This is a genomic window from Rathayibacter rhapontici (assembly GCF_001995175.1).
Classification (GTDB): domain Bacteria; phylum Actinomycetota; class Actinomycetes; order Actinomycetales; family Microbacteriaceae; genus Rathayibacter.
Genome location: NZ_MUKN01000041.1, coordinates 1 through 16900 on the forward strand (window position 1 = coordinate 1; position 16900 = coordinate 16900).

Genomic DNA, 16900 nt, shown 5'->3' on the forward strand with positions numbered 1-16900 from the left:
CGAGTAGAGGGGGGTGGATCCGGCGGGTACTCCGGGAGCGGCGGTGACGGTGCCGTTGCTGTAGACGCCGAAGGTGCCGTCGCGGAACTTGACGGGGATGGACCAGCCTCCGCCGTCGTTGAACGGCTGGCCGACGCTGTCGACGTTGGGAACGGTGACGGCGCCGTCCGGGGCGACGATGTCGCCGGAAGGGGTGAGGAACACTTCTGCGTAAAGGGGGGTCGACCCAGCGGGGACGCCCGCCGCAGGGGTCACGGCACCGTTCTTGTAGACGCCGAAGGTGCCGTCGCGGAACTTGACGGGGATGGACCAGCTGCCGCCGTCGTTGAACGCCTGGCCGACGCTGTCGACGTTGGCGACCGTGACGGCGCCGTTCGGCGCGACGATGTTGCCCGTGGGGGTGAGGAATACCTGCGAGTACACGGGGGTGGATCCGGCGGGCACTCCAGGAGCGGCGGTGACGGTGCCGTTGCTGTAGACGCCGAAGCCTCCGGAGACGAACGGGGCGGTAACGGTCGCTGATCCACTGGCGGCGCCGGACGTCGCCACGAAGGTAGATGAACCGCCTGCCGCGGGAACGCGAACGGGCGGCAACGCCAGGCTGCCATCGCCCACGGTCACCCCAGAGAAGCTCGTCGTCCCGTCCTCGAAGGTGTAACCGTCTGTCAGCACGACCGTGACAGGGGTGTTCGGACTCGCCACGCCGGCGGTGGTCGCGGTGACGGAGACTCCGTTCAAGCGAGTGCAGGCGGTGCCCTGGTATGCGGCCTGATTGAAGGTCAGAACCACGGTCGCCGATGCTGCGGCAGCAGGCGTGGCGGTTGCCAGTGCGACAACCGGGATCGTCCAGGCGGCGCCGGCGACGATGGTGCGACGCAGGACGTTGCCGTCAGCATCTCGTTCATAGGTGATGTAGTCACTCATTGAGCACTCCTTGTTGAGGATTAGTCGATCGCTGCAATAGTGACGAACCTTCGGCATCAGTAACGCGAATCGGCGAAAATTTCCGATACCGTACGTCCGTTTCCGAAAGCGTCCGTAAAGTCGTCCTGGGGTCAGCCGGTCCTGTGATTTGCTGACCCTATGAACAGGGAGGGAGGCGAAGCGGCGGAGTGGCTTCTCGAACGCGGAATTGTCGTCGACAACGACGCTCGCGTTTCAGCGGACGAATTAAGGGTGGATAAGTGGAGGATTCTCCGGATGTGGCACACGGCGGCGCGAGGAAGATTCAAACCGTCCGAGCAGTCGTTTCTACTCGTTCTTCAACTCGAGGGCGCAATAACGTGCTCAGTGCGAGTAGCGGCAACGCGCGAGAAAACACGCGCGCTCGAGCTAGGTGCCGGTGACAGTCTCCTAGTTCCTCCGGGCGCGGAGGTTGCGTTTTTTGCAGGGCGTCCGACTGCTCGCGTCGAAGTGGAGCTGCGCCCTTCCGGCACGTTGACGTCGAACACGGTGGGCTGGAACTTGGCCTCGAAACGGGCCGATCGATCCTGGACTGCACCAGCAGTGGTCTCGCTCGTCAACTCGGCACTGAATGCCTCGCTCGCGCCCACTGACGATCACTTCGATCTGTTCGCAGATGCCCTTTGGAGTTGCTTCTACGCAGAATCACAACGCATGACACATCCCTCTTCTTCGCGACGCCTGACCGGCGATACCCTCATTCGCGAGATCGAGCGGAACATTGAACTACATGCGAGCGACCCGGATTTCTCTGTGGACCTGCTCGCCAAACATCTTGGGTTCACCCCTCGTCATATCGTCAATGTTCTCACTGCGAAGGGGTTGCCTTCGCCCGGCAAACTGATCCGGGCACAAAGACTACGAACGGCGCTCCAATTACTGGAAGAACAAGCGGTATCTGAAACGCGTATCACCATGGATGAACTAGCGCGATGGTCCGGTTTCGGTTCTCGAACGAGCCTAAGAAGGGCACTCGAGGCACAGGAAACTCCCTGAGCGCGCGCAAGTCGGCTTGTGGCCAGGGCGGGGGTCGATCCGGTGCAGTGCTCGAGAACGATCGTTTCCGGGACATTGCAGGAGCACCCGGCCAGCGAGCTCGATGCGCCGCGAAGAGTCGTCCTGAAACTCTGTGCCGGGAATTGTTCGTGCCGGAACGGCCGTCGATCCCTTGTCGGGCCGGCGGTACGCAGCGGGAAGGAGCTAGCAGTAGCACCATCGGTTACGCGCGCGCCTGTCGCGCGACCAGAACTCTGCTGCTCAGAACGTGGAGTTGCGCATGGCTGAGCCGCCTCGACCTCCGTGAGCTGACTCGCTGCTCGTTCGCCGTTCCGATCGTCTCGGCGGCACCGCGCCAGTCGTGAGCGAGACAATCGGGGGCCTCGCGCGTCCGGAGCCGCATCGAGCCCCGGACGCTACGCCCGGAACGTCACCACGAACCCATCGGTCGGCTCCGTCGGGAACGAGCGGAGGCTGATCGAGAAGTCCTGGCCCGGCGACACGTCGTACGGGTGCCCGGTCGTGAGCAGCTCGAGCGCCTCCGCCAGGAGGTCGACGGTCGCGGGTTCGCCCGGGCAGCGGTGGCCGTCGCCGTAGTGGCCGCCGCCCTGGGCGATGAAGCCGTTGCGGTCGACGGGGGCGAGGAAGCGCGACGGGTCGAAGGTCTCGGGGGCGTCCCAGTGGGCGACCGCGTGGTCCGTCGCGTACAGGTCCAGGAGGAACCACTGGCCCGCGGGCAGGGTCTCGCCCTTGAAGGGCAGTCCCGTGCGCGCGCGTCCGCCGACCATCGGGAAGAAGGGGTAGAAGCGGCGGACCTCGTTCGCGAAGGCGGCGCGCTCCTCGGGCTGCTCGAGCCGGTCGCGCCACTCCGGGTGCTCGTGCAGCGCCAGAGCGGCGAAGACGATGAAGCGGCCGACGGCGACCGTGGGGCGGAGCAGATTGAGCAGCTCCACCGCGGCGACCTCGGTCGGCAGTACGGCGCCGTCCTCTTCGGCGTGCGCGATCCGGTCGACGGTCGACGCGGCGCCCTCCTCGGGCGGCAGGCCGGCAGTGCGGCTCGCCTCGATCAGGCTCTGCGCCCAGTGCTCGGTGCGCCGACGGCGCAGGCGCGCGGCCCAGTTCGGCGGACCGAAGCGCCCGGCGTTGTCGACCATGCTGCGGAGCTCGTCGGAGCGCTGCTGCGCCTCCTCCTCGCTCAGCGCGATGCCGGCCCAGGCGAGGACCGACCGCCCGAGGACCTCGGCCGCCATGTCCTGCAGCGGCACCGGGGTTCCGGCGAAGCGAGCCGCCGAGCGCTGCCACTCGAGGGCGAACGCGCTGACGAGGCGCGAGCGCTCGTCGGCGGTCTCGACGAGGGAGAGGAACAGCCGCTTGCGGCGGTGGTGCTGCTCGTCCTCGAGGGTCTGCACGCTGCCCTCGTCCTGCAGGAGGTGCAGGACGGAACCGGGCAGGGCGCCCGCCCGGTCGAAGCGGCCCCCTTCGTAGAAGAAGCGGGCCGCCTCGATGCCCCGGGCCACCACGACGGGTCTGCCGAGGATCCGGGTGCGGAAGGCGTCGGCGTCGACCCGCGCGAAGTGCCTGGTGCCGAAGAGGTAGCCGTCGGCGAGGACGGCCGCCGTGCTGTCGAGACCGCCGAGCGCGGGGATCACGCTCAGTCCGTCGGCTCGCTGACGCCGGCGTCGAGGTCGTCGTCGTCGACGGCGGTCGTCACGTCCTCGGCGGTCGACTGCGCGTCGCCGGTCTGCGCGTCGCCGCCCTGACCGTTCCCGATCTGCGCGTCGTCGCCCTCGGCCTGCGAGGGCTTGTCCACTCCGGCGTCGTCCACCGTGTCGTGGTTCTGCGGGTTGTCCTGGGGTCCGTCGGTCGCGCTCATGCTGGGTCTCCTCTCGGGCGGCCGGATGCCGCACCCTCACGCTAGGGAGCGGAGCCGCCCGTGCTGAAGCCGGTTGACGGCGACCGGGACCGGCTGGCATCCTCGCGCGGCAGCGGCAGCGGCAGCGGCAGCGTCGGTCAACGGCAGCGGCAGCGGCAGCGTCGGTCAACGGCAGCGGCACCGTCGGCGTCAGCCGCGCGCTCGCCTCCGCAGGATCACCGGCGCACTCGTCCACGCCGCCGCGATGATCAGCAGCACCGCCCCGCCCGCGATCAGCCCCGCCGTCGGAGTCAGCACGAAGTCGAACACGAACGTCACGACGCCCACGAACAGGAGCGACCCCGCCGCGAGGCAGGTCAGCACGATCTGGTTGCCGAACTTCACCAGCTCGGCCTTCCGGCCGCGCGCGAACAGCAGCCGGTGCACGACCACCGGCGCCAGGGCCAGCACCGTCACCGTGGCCGCCAGGAACACCAGCACGAGGTACAGCGCCACATCCGGCGGCGCGAGCTCGGTGAAGCGCTGCTGGAAGCAGAGCGTCAGCAGGAAGCCGCCCAGGATCTGGGTGCCGGTCTGCACGACCCGCAGCTCCTGCAGGATCTCGTTCCAGTTGCGGTCCGAGCGCTCTTCGGGGGTCTCGTCGCGTCCGGTGCCCGGCCCGGTGCGCTCCTCGGCGTCCTGTCCTGTCATGGACAGGAGGGTAGCGCCGTCGTTCACCGGGACGCGCCATACTCGTCGGGCCGATCCCCATCCCCGAGGAGACCCCGTGAACGACACCCCCAGCGTCCTGTTCGTCTGCATCCACAACGCCGGCCGCTCGCAGATGGCCGCCGGCTACCTGACGAGCTTCTCCGGGGGCCGCGTCCAGGTCCGCTCGGGCGGGTCCGAGCCGGGCGAGAGCATCAACGCCGTCGCGGTCGCCGCGATGGCGGAGGAGGGGATCGACATCTCGCACGAGGTCCCGCAGTTGATGACGACCGAGCAGGTCCGCGAGTCCGACGTCGTCATCACCATGGGCTGCGGCGACGTCTGCCCGATCTTCCCTGGCAAGCGCTACGAGGATTGGGAGCTCGCCGACCCGGCCGGACTCCCGCTCGAGCAGGTGCGGCCGATCCGCGACGACATCCGTGGCCGCGTGGAGCGCCTGGTCGCCGAGCTGCTCGGCTGACGCCTCGGAGCGATGCTCGGCTGACGCCTCAGAGCAGCGACTGCGCGAGCGACACTGCTCCGCGCACGCCCGACTCGTCGCCGAGACCGGGTCGCACGATCCGGATGCGCCCCGCCGCCGTCCCCGTCGCGCCCGGTGCGCCCATCAGACGCTCCACCTCCGACTCGACCGCCGCGAGGAGGCCCGGCGTCTTCGAGACGCCGCCCCCGAGGATCGCGAGGCGCACTCCCGCGACGTACGCGAGCGTCGCCACGAGCTGGGCGAGGTAGAAGGAGCTGAAGCGGAGGTTCGTCGCGGCGTCCTCCGGGCCCAGGCTCGAGCCGTCGACGCCCCAGCGGGCGCTGATGGCGGGCCCGGCGACGAGCCCCTCGAGGCAGTCGCCGTGGAACGGGCAGGTCCCGGCGAACGTGTCCTCCGGGTGGCGGCGGGGGAGGAGGTGCGCGACCTCGGGCCAGCCGCTGCCGGCGAGGAGGCGACCGCCGGCGAGCAGCCCGCCGCCGACTCCGGTGCCGACCGTGAGGTAGACCACGTCGCTCTCGCCGACGGCCGCGCCCCACCGCGACTCGCCGAGGGCGGCGCCGTTCACGTCGGTGACGAGAGCGGTGCGCGCGCCCGGGGCCGCGGCTCCGATCGGGCCGAGCACGTCGACGCCCTCCCAGCCGATCTTGGGCGTCGAGGTCAGGTGCCCGTAGGTGGGCGACTGCGGATCGACGTCGAGCGGCCCGAACGAGGCGACGCCGACCGCCGCGACGGTGCCGTCGACTCCGTGGCCGCGGACGAACGCGGCGATGTCGGCGAGCGTCTCGACCGGACCGCGGGTGGGCAGCGTGGTCGTCGCGAGGAGGCGCTCCGGCTCGTCGAGCGCGGCGACGGCGGCGACGACCTTGGTGCCCCCGGTCTCGATCCCGACGAGGAGAGGGCGTGCGCTGAGGGTGCTCATGGAGTCTCCGGGAGTGTGTGTCCGACGTCGGCCCTCCGACAGTAGTGGGCCGACGCGGGACGACGGAACGCCCCGCCCGACCGCGCGGAGGCGGTGGGACGGGGCGTTCGCGGGGGACGGCTCAGCAGACGGAGAGCGAGTCGATCGCCGGCTGCAGCGTGGTCGGTCCACCGAGCAGCAGCACGTAGTCGAGCTCGTTCGCCTGCAGGGCGACGCGGGTCGCGTACGGCACGCAGTTCGGCTCGCTGAGGTACAGCGGAGCGCCGTAGGCCGCGGCGACCGCGCCGATCGAGAGCGCATCGGCGAAGCCGGTGGCGGTCGCGAGGAACGCGGTGTCGTTGAGCTCGTTCGAGGGGTACCGGTCGTTGAGCTGGCGGCTCGTGTCGTGGCGGTCGACGCCCGCGACGCGGCCGACCTCGGTCACGAGACCCGAGGCGGCGAGGTCGCCCTCTACACCGGCCGAGATGGACGGGGTGCCGCCGAGCAGCTCGCCGAGGTCGGGCTGCAGGCGGTCGATCGCGGCGCGCGTCGGCACGTCGAGCGCGGACTTCGCGCCGTCCACGAGCAGCACCGGCTGGCCGAGGCGGCCGGCGATCGGAGCCACCGACAGCGCGTCGGGGAAGTTCGACCCGGTCGCGAGGAACAGGACGCCGTAGGAGTCGTCGCCGAACGCGTCCGCGACGATCTTGCGGCTCGTGTCGTAGCGGTCGGTGCCGGCGATGCGCTCGACGTCGGCTCCGGAGGTGCGCTCGAGCGTCTGGAAGACCTGGTCGCTGACCGAGAGCGAGCTGCCGACGACGACGATCCGCTCGGGGTTCAGGCGGTCGATCTCGGCCGAGATCACTGCGGGAACGCGGTTCGGGTCGGTGAGCAGGAGCGCTCCGCCCTGAACGGAGGCCGCCGGTCCGGCGCTGAGCGCGTCCGGCCACTTCTCGCCGCTGGCGATGTAGAGCACCGGGAGGGTGCCGTCGTCGCCGAAGGCCAGCTGCGTCGTCGCCGCGGAGGTCGCGTAGCGGTCGGAGCCGAAGACGCGGTCGGTCTCGGTCGCGAAGCCGGTCGGGCGGAAGTCGACGCCGGTGAGCCCGGCAGTGGGCAGCGTCGTGATCGCCTTCGGCTGCACGTAGGGGAGGTTCGAGAAATACTGGTCGTCGAAGGCGGGGTAGCCCGGCTGGGTGACGCGGAACACGTACTCGCCGACGGGGAGCGCGTCCTCGCCCGAGAGGGACCAGTCGGCCCAGGTGTTCGGAGCGCTGCTCGTGTCCGTCTCGTCGAACGGGTACAGCGTTCCGGCGTCCTCCTCGAACCAGTAGGCCTGGACGACCCACGAGGTGGGGTCGGCGGCGCCGGCGGGAGTGAAGACTCCACCGCTCGCCGCGGCCGTGCGGGGCAGGGTGATCACGAGGTCGTCGCGGTCCGTCGCGAGCGCGTCGGCCTCGACTCCGATCGGGGTGTCGCCGAACCATGTCGCGTACCAGTCGGTGCTGCCGGGCACGGACGCCTGGAGGTAGTAGTTCGTGCCGGCCGGGAGCGAGACGCTGAAGTCGGCGGTGGTCACGACCTCGGCCACGATGCCGCCGAGGTCGTCCTCGATGCGCAGGAAGTAGGCGTCGCCGGTCGGCGCGGGGTTCGCGTCGTCGGCGCCGGACAGGACGATGCGGCCCGAGAGCACGACCTCGTCGGCGGTCGCGGTGGCGTCGACCGTCTGACGCTGCGTCTTCGCGGGAGCCAGCGGAACCGCGCCCTCGCGCTCGGCGGAGCCCGCGACGAGGGAGGCGAGGTCGCGGGAGCTGTCGGCCGGGGCCGCGGGCGACACGGGCGCGAGCGGATCCGCCGCCGCCGGTCCGGCGGCGAGCCCGGCGAGCAGCACGGCGGCGACGCCGACGCAGGAGAGGGGGAGCAGGCGACGACGAGGTGTGTGCACGGCGAGTCTTTCGAGAGGATCCGCGGAGGACCGCGGCGGATGCGATGACTGAATGCTAGTGATCGAGGGAGACCGGAGGGCGGGCCGCGACGTCGTCGCCTTCCCCCGAAAGGAGGGTCGACCCCTCCGTCGCGGTATCGCCTCGCTCGGGGCGTCGGCGCTCCGATACTGCGCTGAGCGGTGCTCGAACGCGCCTTCATTGCGCCGTGTGGCGGACATCGCAGGATCCGCGCGTGCGAGACTGGGGCCGAGCGTGCGCCACTCCGCGATGATCCTCCGCGGGACCCGGCGCCACTGGACCCGGTCCGCTCATCCGCAGCCTTTCGCAGGAGGACTCGAATGACCGACACCGCCGTGCTTCCCACCGACACGACCGACACCGCCGCCCGACCCGGCGCCGCGACCCGCACCCCCGTCGCCAAGACGGTCCTGATGTGCCGCCCCGAGCACTTCACCGTCGTGTACCGCATCAACCCGTGGATGGACCCGCAGGTCCCGACCGACACCGCGCTGGCCGTCCGCCAGTGGCAGACGCTCTACGACACCTACGTCGGCCTGGGCTTCGACGTGCAGCTGATCGACTCCGAGCCGGGCCTGCCCGACATGGTTTACGCCGCGAACGGCGGCTTCGTGATCGACGGCATCGCCTACGGCGCCTCCTTCACCTACCCCGAGCGCCAGCCCGAGGGCCCCGCCTACATGGACTGGTTCCGCGGCGCCGGCTTCGACGTGCGCGTCCCCGAGGAGGTCAACGAGGGCGAGGGCGACTTCCTCCTGGTCGGCGAGCGCATCCTCGCCGGCACCGGATTCCGCTCCGCGTCAGACTCGCACGCCGAGGTGGCGCGGATCTTCGGTCGCGAGGTGGTGACCCTCGAGCTCGTGAATCCGTCGTTCTACCACCTCGACACGGCGATCGCCGTGCTCGACGACGAGAACATCGCCTACCTGCCCAGCGCGTTCAGCGACGAGGGCAACCGCACGCTGCAGCGCCTCTACCCCGACGCGATCCTGGTGTCGGAGGAGGACGCCTCCGTCCTGGGCCTCAACTCGTTCTCGGACGGACTGCACGTGGTCATCGCCTCGCGCGCCACCGGCTTCGAGCGCCAGCTGCGCGAGCGCGGCTACGAGCCCATCGGCGTCGACCTGTCCGAGCTGCTGCTCGGCGGCGGCGGCGTGAAGTGCTGCACCCTCGAGCTGCGCCGCTGACACCCGATCACGAGAGGACCGACATGAGCATCCTTGACACGACCACCGCCTCCGCCGCCCTGATCGCCGAGGAGGAGGCGCACGCCGCCCACAACTACCACCCGCTGCCCGTCGTCGCCGCGACCGGCGCGGGCGCGTGGATCACCGACGTCGAGGGGCGCCGCTACCTCGACTGCCTGGCCGCCTACTCCGCCGTGAACTTCGGCCACTCGCACCCGGTGCTGCTCGCCGCGGCCCGGGAGCAGCTCGACCGCGTCACCCTCACCAGCCGCGCGTTCCACAACGACCGGCTCGGCCCGTTCGTCACCGCGCTCGCGGCGCTCGCCGGCAAGGACATGGTGCTGCCGATGAACACGGGCGCCGAGGCCGTGGAGTCGGGCATCAAGGTCGCCCGCGCCTGGGGCTACCGGGTGAAGGGAGTGACGCCGGGACGCGCGAACATCATCGTCGCCGCGGGCAACTTCCACGGGCGCACGACCACGATCATCTCGTTCAGCGACGACGCGGAGGCGCGCGACGGCTTCGCCCCGTTCACGCCGGGGTTCCGCACGGTGCCGTTCGGCGACGCGGCGGCGCTCGAGGCCGCGATCGACGAGGACACCGTCGCCGTGCTGATCGAGCCCATCCAGGGCGAGGCCGGCATCGTCGTGCCGCCGGCCGACTACCTCCCCGCGGTGCGCGAGATCACCTCGCGCCGCAACGTCCTCTTCATCGCCGACGAGATCCAGTCGGGTCTCGGCCGCACCGGTGCGACCTTCGCCTGCGACCTCGTGGGAGTCGTGCCCGACGTGTACCTGCTGGGCAAGGCGCTCGGCGGCGGCATCGTGCCCGTCTCGGCCGTGGTCGCGAACGCGACGTGCTCGGCGTGCTGCAGCCGGGTCAGCACGGCTCGACCTTCGGAGGCAACCCGCTCGCCGCCGCCGTCGGCCTCGCGGTGGTCGGGATGCTCGCCACGGGCGAGTACCAGGCGCTCGCCGTCGCCCGCGGCGCGCAGCTCCACGCGCGGCTGACCGCGCTGATCGGCCGCGGCGTCGTCGCGGTGCGCGGCGCGGGACTCTGGGCCGGCATCGACATCGACCCGGCGCTCGCCTCGGGCCGTGCGGTCTGCGAGGCGCTGATGGCGCGGGGCGTGCTGGCGAAGGACACGCACGGATCCACGATCCGGCTCGCTCCTCCGCTGGTCGTCACCGAGGACGAGATCGACTTCGCGGTCGACGAGCTGGAGGCGGTGCTGGACGGGCTGCGCTGACCGAGGCCCGCTGGAGCGCTGTCAACCCACTCCCAGGAAGGAACGGTATACGGCAGCCTTGCACGATGGATGACCGGGTGCCGACGACGACCGTGTCGACTCCGCAGCCGGTGCGACGGCGGGGACGCGAGTCCCCGCTCGATCCGGCGCCGCGGCGTCGGCCCTCCCTCCACTCGCGGCGTGCCCTGGACCCCGGCGCGAGACCCACCTCCGGATCGGCAGTGGTCGACGTGAACGAACCCGAACAGCTCCCCGTCCCTCCTGAGCGCGTGCTCCGCGACCTCCTCGACGCGTTCGACCCGCCGGGCGCAGCCGATGCGGGGTTCACCGCGCACGTGCTCGCCCATGTGCGCGAGGCGCTCGCGCTCACCGAGCGGCAGCGGATGCCCACCCTCATCTGGCCGCGGACCGCGGTCGACGAGGTGCCGGACGCGCCCCCGGTGCCGCCCGGGGCGCTCTGACCTGCATCGGGTGAGGAGGAGGTCCGGCGGCTGTCGTTCGCGACGGTTCGGACCACAGCGGCTCCCCGTTGGACACGATCTGCGGCTCTGAGCAGCTCAGAGCAGCGGAAAGTGCCCAACGGTGGACACCAGGAGTGGTCCGCGTGCGCGCCTGAGCGCCGCTGCCTTTCGCCATGCGCGTGATTCGGAACGTCGGCCAGGAGTGCCCGTCGGCCGCGATCGCGGCTGAGCGGCACTCCCGCCCGATGTTCCGCCCGTCAGTCGCCGTCGCGGACGGTCGACAGGGGCTCGGTGATGCTCTCGAGGCTGCGGCGCTCGGCGTCGACGCCGAAGATCAGCGCCACGACTCCGCCCACGATCATCACCGCCGCGCCGACGAAGTAGCCGATCGTGAGCGGGCCGCGGTCGCTGCCGTCGCCGATCAGCACGCCGTACAGGGTCGGGGCGATGGCTCCGGCGATCTGGCCGAGGGTGAAGAAGTACGAGATCGCCTGGCTGCGCAGCTCGAGCGGGAAGATCTCGCTCACCGTCAGGTAGGCGCTCGAGGCGCCCGCGGAGGCGAAGAAGAAGGAGACGCACCAGAGGATCGTCTGCGTCGTCGCGGTCAGCACGTCCATGCTGAACAGCACCGCCGACAGGGCGAGGACCGCTCCCGAGACGCCGTAGGTGAGGAAGATCATCTTCCGCCGGCCCCAGACGTCGAACAGGTGGCCGAGCACCAGCGGGCCGATGAGGTTGCCGATCGCGAACGGGAAGAAGAAGTACGAGACGGCGCTCTGCTCCACGTCGTAGAAGTTCTCGAGCACCAGCGCGTAGGTGAAGAAGATGGCGTTGTAGAGGAAGGACTGGGTGACCATCATCGTGGCGCCCACCAGCGTCCGCTTCGGGTACTGCCGGATGAGCACTCGCGCGATGGTGCGGAACGGGATGCTCTCGGTGGCCTTCACCGTGATCGCCTTCGCGTCGTCGACGGGCTCGAGGACGCCGCCCTCGTTCTGCACGCGGCGCTCGATCTCGTCGACGGTGCGCTCCGCCTCCTCCTCGCGGCCGTGCGTCATCAGCCAGCGCGGGCTCTCGGGGATGTGCCGGCGGAGGTAGATGATCGCGAGTCCGAGGATCGGGCCGAGGAAGAAGCCGAGCCGCCAGCCGACGTTCTCGGCGAAGATCTCGTCGTTGAGGAAGAACAGGTTGGCCGCGGAGCCCAGTGCGGCGCCGCCCCAGTAGGTGCCGTTGATCGCGATGTCGACGCGCCCGCGGTACTTGGCGGGGATCAGCTCGTCGATCGCGGAGTTGATCGCCGCGTACTCGCCGCCGATGCCCATGCCCGCGAAGAAGCGGAACACCGCGAGGAACGCGTAGTTCGGCGAGAGGCCGGCGATGCCGCTCGCCAGCAGGTAGATGACGAGGGTGAGGATGAAGAGCTTGCGGCGGCCGAGCCTGTCGCTCAGCCGGCCGAAGATCAGCGCCCGCGATCTGGCCGACGAGGTAGACGGTGCCCAGCACGCCGACCTGGGCGGCCGAGAGGTCGAACTCCTTCGCGAAGCCGGCGCTCGCGACGATCTGGATCTCGAGTCCGTCGAGGACCCAGGAGAAGCCGAGGCCGACGACGATCGACCAGTGGAACCGCGTCCACGGGAGCCGGTCGATCCGGGCGGGGACGAGGCTCCGGACGGGGCCCCGAGGGGTGTCGGTGGTCGACATGGCGCACGCCTTCCTGTCGCCCCGGTTCGTTCTGCGGGAGGCCCCTCCGGTCGCGTCGAGACACGACGATAGACCCGCGCGGGAATTCGTATCGTCGGGCTATCGGAGTGAGGTGCGGAGGGTGTAGAACGGTCGGCTCCCGGTCGTGGCCGTGCTCGTCCCGGCTCCTCCACAAGCGGGGCTCGACTCCGTCCTCCCCGGCCGCGTCCACCCCCGGGACGCGCCCGGGCGCCTTGGCTAGGTTGAGTCCATGATCGACGCGACGCCCGCGGGCACCCCCTCCTACGTCCTCAGCGAAGGCCCCGTCTGGGACCCCTCGACCGGCCGCCTCACCTGGGTCGACATCGAGGCGGGGGCGGTGCTGTCGGCTCCGCTCGTCCCCGAGGGGCTCGGTGCGGTCTCGCGGTCGGACGTCGGCGAGCAGGTGGGCTGCGCGCTGCCGATCGGCGGCGGGAGGGTGCTCGTCGCCCTGACGCGGCGGCTCGCGGTCCTCGAGGTCGACGGCTCGCTGACCCGCGGCTCCGAGCTGCTGCCCGAGGGGCACCGCTTCAACGACGGCTCCATCGACCCGCAGGGGCGGCTCGTGGTCGGCTCGCTCACCCTCGGGGAGTCGGTGGGCGACGACGTGCTGCTCCGCCTCGAGCACGACGGGTCGGTGACCGTCCTCGACCACGACCTGCGGCTCTCGAACGGGCTCGGGTGGTCGCCCGACGGCGCGGTGATGTACTCGATCGACACCGAGTCGGGCGTGATCTACCGTCGGCCCTACTTCGACGGCTCGCACGGTGCGCGCGAGACGTTCGTCGAGCTCGAGGAGGGCGTCTTCGCCGACGGGATGACCGTCGACGAGGACGGTCGTCTGTGGGTGTCGATCTGGGGCGGCTCCGGCGTGCGGGTCTACGACGCCGAGGGGCGCCTCGTCGAGGGCGAGGGCGTCCGGATCGACGCGCCGCACTGCTCGAGCATCGCCTTCGCGGGCGAGGGGCTCGACGTGGCGGTGATCACGTCGGCGTCACGCGATCTGTCGGCCGACGAGCGGGCGGCGCATCCGTTCGCGGGCGGACTGTGGGTCGCGCGGCCCGGGGCGCGGGGGCTTCCGGCCACGCGGTGGGTCGAGACGCGGCTGCCCTGAGACGCGCGGGCCGACCGCCCGGGGCGCCGCCGTCGCCGGGGAGTCGGGGCTAGACGGACGGCTCTGTCGGCTCCGCGGACACGGACGAGGCCGGCTGCGGGGTGAGGGTCACGCGGGAGATGCGGTAGCGATCCGTCTCGGCGACGCGGAGGACGTGCTCGCCGACGACGATCGAGTCGCCGACCACGGCCACCCGGCCGATGCGCTCGAGGATGTAGCCGCCGACGGTCTCGTACGGGCCGTCGGGCAGCTCCACGCCGAGCAGCTCTTCGAGGTCCTCGAGGATCATGCCGCCGTCGACGTCCTGCAGCTGCTCGGCCGCCTTCGCGTCGACGTCCTGCCGGGCGCCGTCGTACTCGTCGTAGATCTCGCCGACCAGCTCCTCGAGCAGGTCCTCGAGCGTGATGATGCCGTCGGTCCCGCCGTACTCGTCGACGACGACGGCGATCTGGTGACCGTCCTGCCGCATCGTGCGGAGCGCGGCGAGCACCTTCGTCGATCCGGGCACGGCGAGGATCGGGCGGGTGATGTCCGAGACGCTGCTCGCGGTGCCGGGCTCGCCCGCCTCCGGGAACGCCGCCATGAGGTCGCGCACGTGCACGAAGCCGAGCACGTCGTCGCGGTTCTCGCCGACCACGGGATAGCGCGAGTGCGGCTGGTCGAGGACGGCGCGGTAGCCCTCCTCGAGCGGCAGCTCGCCGCGGAGGAAGTCGACGTCCGGGCGCGGACGCATCACCTCGGCGACGCGGCGGTCGTCGGCGCGGAAGATGTCGGTCAGCAGGCGGCGGCTGTCCTCGTGGATCTCGGTGTTGCTCGAGATCATGTCGCGCACCTCGTCGGCCGAGACGCTCTCGCCCTTCTCGCGCGGGTCGGCGCCCAGCAGGCGCACGACGCCGTCGGTCGAGACCGACAGCAGCCAGATGACGGGGCGCATCAGGCGAGCGAACCCGTTCAGCGGCGGAGCCAGGACCTTCGTGAACGCGACCGACTTCTGCATGGCGAGTCGCTTGGGCACCAGCTCGCCGAGCACGAGCGAGAGGTAGGCGATGACCAGCGTGAGGCCGATGAAGGCGACGGTCGAGGCGACTCCGGCGGACAGGCCCAGCGCCTCGAGCGGCGGGGCGAGGTCGGGCGCGATCGTCGAGGCTCCGTAGGCCGAGGAGAAGAAGCCGGCGAGCGTCACGCCGATCTGGACGGCCGAGAGGAAGGTGTTGGGGTTCCGCACGAGCGTCGCGATGCGGGCCCCGCGCTCGCCCTGCGCCTCGATCGCGCGGACCTGGCTCTCGCGGAGGCTGACGATCGCCATCTCGGTGCCGGCGAACACTCCTCCGACCAGCACGAACAGGACGACGAGGCCGATGTTGAGGAGGGTGTCGAGATCCACGGAGCAACTGTAGGGATGCCCGCCGTGAGAACGCCTCGCGGATTCTCAGGCGCGCGCGGGGCGGGTCGAGGGAGGTGCGGGCAGGCGCGGGCCCCTGCCAGGCGCTCCTCCAGAAGTCGCGGTGACGGTGCGAGCTTCACCGCGACTTCTGGCGGAACGTCGTGCGGTAGTCGATGCAGAGGCGGACCGAGCACGAGCAGACTCGCCGCAGTCCTCCAGAAGTTGCGGTGAGCGTGAGCACTCACCGCGACTTCTGAGGAGAGGAAGGGGGCGGAGGCCGCGTCAGACCAGGCGGCGGGAGCCGGACGACAGCAGGCGGAACCAGCGGCCGCCGTAGCCGTCGATCGGGATCGACACCGCGCCGTCGTCGGCGACCACGTACTCCTCCGAGCTCAGCGAGTCGACGAGGCGCGCGCCCGGCTCCACGTCGGGCAGGGTCAGTGCCGCGGTCCGCGGACTCGAGGCGAAGTTGTGCACCGCGACGGTCGAGCCGGTCGAGGCCGACATCCGGTGCGCGAAGACGCACGACTCGTCGGCGGGGAGGTGCGTGTACTCGCCCCAGCCGATCTCGGGGGAGCGGCGGTAGAGCCACGCGAGGCCCTTCAGGTGCGCGAGCAGCGACTCCGGGGCCTTCAGCTGGTCGGCGGCGTTGACGTGCTCGGGGCCGAAGCCGTCCTCGGTGAGCGGTGCGATCAGGTCGGCGGCGTCCGCGCGCGAGAAGCCGCCGTTCGCGGCCGAGCTCCACTGCATCGGCGTCCGCACGGCGCTGCGGCCCGGGATCGACGCGTTCTCGCCCATGCCGATCTCCTCGCCGTAGTAGAGCACCGGGGCGCCGGGCAGTGAGAACAGCAGGCTGTAGACCATGCGGAGGCGGCGGGGGTCGCCGCCCAGCATCGGCGGCAGGCGGCGGACGATGCCGCGTCCGTGGATCCGCTGCGACTCGTCCGGAGCGAAGGCCGCGAAGACCTCGTCGCGCTCGGAGTCCTCGAGCTGGTCGAGGGTCAGCTCGTCGTGGTTGCGGGCGAAGTTGGCCCACTGGCTGCCGACCGAGATCTCGGGGCGGCTCGCGAGAGCCTCGGCCAGCGGCGTGGAGTCGCCGCGGGCGAGCGCCAGGTAGAGGCGCTGGTTGCCGATGAAGTCGAACTGCATCGAGAGCTCGTCGGCGTCGGATCCGCCGAAGAAGGCGAGCTGCTGGTCGCGGCTCACGTTGACCTCGCCGAGCATCATCGCCTCGCCCGAGCGGCGCGACACGAAGCGCCGCAGCAGCCGCAGCCACTCGTGCTCGTCGTGCGCCCCCGGCTCGATCAGGAACGGGACCGCGTCGACGCGGAAGCCGTCGACTCCGAGCTGCAGCCAGAATCCGACCAGCTTCGCGATCTCGTCGCGCACCGCCGGGTTGTCGGTGTTGAGGTCGGGCTGGTGCCGGTAGAAGTTGTGCAGGTAGTACTGGCCGGCCTCCTCGTCGAAGGACCAGACGCCGTCCTCCACGTCGGGGAAGACGTTGGCGGGCTGGTCGGCCGGCGGCTCGTCGCGCCAGAGGTAGTAGTCGCGGTACGGGCTGTCGCGGGAGGACCGCGCGGCCTGGAACCAGGGGTGCTGGTCGGACGTGTGGTTCACGACCAGGTCGATGATCACGCGCATGCCGCGATCGTGCGCCGTGCGGATCACCTCCACGACGTCGCCGTGGTGGCCGTAGCGCTCGTCGACTCCGAAGAAGTCGCTGATGTCGTAGCCGTTGTCCTTGCCGGGCGAGCGGTAGAACGGCGCGAGCCAGAGGCAGCTGACGCCGAGCTCGGCGAGGTAGTCGATCCGGTGCGCGAGGCCCTCGAGGTCGCCGACGCGTCGTCGTTCCAGTCCATGAAGGTCTTCACGTCGAGGTTGTAGTAGACGGCGGAGCGCCACCACA

Annotated in this window: 13 protein-coding genes and 2 pseudogenes; 6 read left to right on the forward strand and 9 right to left on the reverse strand. The window is 70.8% G+C overall.

Annotated features, from left to right (window positions below; all coding sequences use genetic code 11):
• Nucleotides 1-924, reverse strand: a pseudogene (locus B0T42_RS19600) (hypothetical protein); the annotation flags it as partial.
• 489 nt (nucleotides 925-1413) lie between these two features.
• Here B0T42_RS19600 and B0T42_RS19605 point away from each other — a divergent pair.
• Complete coding sequence (locus tag B0T42_RS19605) at nucleotides 1414-1959, forward strand: helix-turn-helix domain-containing protein (RefSeq protein WP_158078130.1); 546 nt, start codon at nucleotides 1414-1416, stop codon at nucleotides 1957-1959.
• Nucleotides 1960-2375: 416 nt separating this feature from the next.
• On the opposite strand, the gene B0T42_RS13255 is transcribed toward B0T42_RS19605, so the two are convergent.
• The 3 genes from B0T42_RS13255 to B0T42_RS13265 all read right to left on the reverse strand — a co-directional run bounded on the left by B0T42_RS13255 (nucleotide 2376) and on the right by B0T42_RS13265 (nucleotide 4522).
• On the reverse strand, nucleotides 2376-3608 hold the full coding sequence (locus tag B0T42_RS13255) for a cytochrome P450 (RefSeq protein ID WP_077223547.1): 1233 nt from the start codon (nucleotides 3606-3608) through the stop codon (nucleotides 2376-2378).
• Nucleotides 3609-3610: 2 nt separating this feature from the next.
• Nucleotides 3611-3832 carry a hypothetical protein gene (locus tag B0T42_RS13260; RefSeq protein ID WP_077223548.1) on the reverse strand — a complete coding sequence of 74 codons (222 nt, stop codon included), beginning with the start codon at nucleotides 3830-3832 and terminating at the stop codon, nucleotides 3611-3613.
• 189 nt (nucleotides 3833-4021) lie between these two features.
• Entirely contained in the window at nucleotides 4022-4522 is a 501-nt protein-coding gene (locus B0T42_RS13265; RefSeq protein ID WP_077223569.1) for a DUF6328 family protein, read from the reverse strand.
• Nucleotides 4523-4598: 76 nt separating this feature from the next.
• On the opposite strand from B0T42_RS13265, the gene B0T42_RS13270 reads away from it, so the two are divergent.
• A complete protein-coding gene (locus B0T42_RS13270) occupies nucleotides 4599-5000 on the forward strand; it encodes an arsenate reductase ArsC (RefSeq protein ID WP_077223549.1) in 402 nt (133 codons plus the stop codon).
• Between the two features lie 28 nt (nucleotides 5001-5028).
• Here B0T42_RS13270 and B0T42_RS13275 read toward each other — a convergent pair whose 3' ends face one another.
• Together B0T42_RS13275 and B0T42_RS13280 are read right to left on the reverse strand one after the other, a co-directional pair.
• Nucleotides 5029-5940, reverse strand: a complete 912-nt coding sequence (locus tag B0T42_RS13275) for an ROK family protein (RefSeq protein ID WP_077223550.1) — start codon at nucleotides 5938-5940, stop codon at nucleotides 5029-5031.
• 121 nt (nucleotides 5941-6061) lie between these two features.
• Nucleotides 6062-7861 (reverse strand): cell wall-binding repeat-containing protein, encoded by a 1800-nt coding sequence (locus B0T42_RS13280; protein ID WP_077223551.1) that lies wholly within the window; start codon nucleotides 7859-7861, stop codon nucleotides 6062-6064.
• A 339-nt stretch (nucleotides 7862-8200) separates the two neighbouring features.
• On the opposite strand from B0T42_RS13280, the gene ddaH reads away from it, so the two are divergent.
• From ddaH to B0T42_RS13295, 3 genes and pseudogenes are all read left to right on the forward strand, one after another.
• Nucleotides 8201-9067 carry a dimethylargininase gene (gene ddaH, locus B0T42_RS13285; RefSeq protein ID WP_077223552.1) on the forward strand — a complete coding sequence of 289 codons (867 nt, stop codon included), beginning with the start codon at nucleotides 8201-8203 and terminating at the stop codon, nucleotides 9065-9067.
• Between the two features lie 23 nt (nucleotides 9068-9090).
• Nucleotides 9091-10316 (forward strand): annotated as a pseudogene (gene rocD / locus B0T42_RS13290) (ornithine--oxo-acid transaminase).
• Between the two features lie 230 nt (nucleotides 10317-10546).
• On the forward strand, nucleotides 10547-10777 hold the full coding sequence (locus B0T42_RS13295; protein WP_139344519.1) for a hypothetical protein: 231 nt from the start codon (nucleotides 10547-10549) through the stop codon (nucleotides 10775-10777).
• A gap of 257 nt (nucleotides 10778-11034) precedes the next feature.
• Here B0T42_RS13295 and B0T42_RS13300 read toward each other — a convergent pair whose 3' ends face one another.
• The gene (locus tag B0T42_RS13300; RefSeq protein WP_342418250.1) at nucleotides 11035-12651 is read right to left on the reverse strand and encodes an MFS transporter; all 1617 of its coding nucleotides are present in this window, start codon (nucleotides 12649-12651) and stop codon (nucleotides 11035-11037) included.
• 77 nt (nucleotides 12652-12728) lie between these two features.
• Between B0T42_RS13300 and B0T42_RS13305 the strand changes: the two genes are divergently transcribed.
• A complete protein-coding gene (locus tag B0T42_RS13305; protein WP_077223554.1) occupies nucleotides 12729-13610 on the forward strand; it encodes an SMP-30/gluconolactonase/LRE family protein in 882 nt (293 codons plus the stop codon).
• Nucleotides 13611-13659: 49 nt separating this feature from the next.
• On the opposite strand, the gene B0T42_RS13310 is transcribed toward B0T42_RS13305, so the two are convergent.
• Together B0T42_RS13310 and B0T42_RS13315 are read right to left on the reverse strand one after the other, a co-directional pair.
• Nucleotides 13660-14994 carry a hemolysin family protein gene (locus B0T42_RS13310; protein ID WP_077223555.1) on the reverse strand — a complete coding sequence of 445 codons (1335 nt, stop codon included), beginning with the start codon at nucleotides 14992-14994 and terminating at the stop codon, nucleotides 13660-13662.
• A gap of 282 nt (nucleotides 14995-15276) precedes the next feature.
• Nucleotides 15277-16899: an alpha-amylase family protein gene (locus tag B0T42_RS13315; RefSeq protein ID WP_342418251.1), complete on the reverse strand. Its 1623-nt coding sequence runs from the start codon at nucleotides 16897-16899 to the stop codon at nucleotides 15277-15279.
• Nucleotide 16900 lies beyond the last annotated feature (1 nt).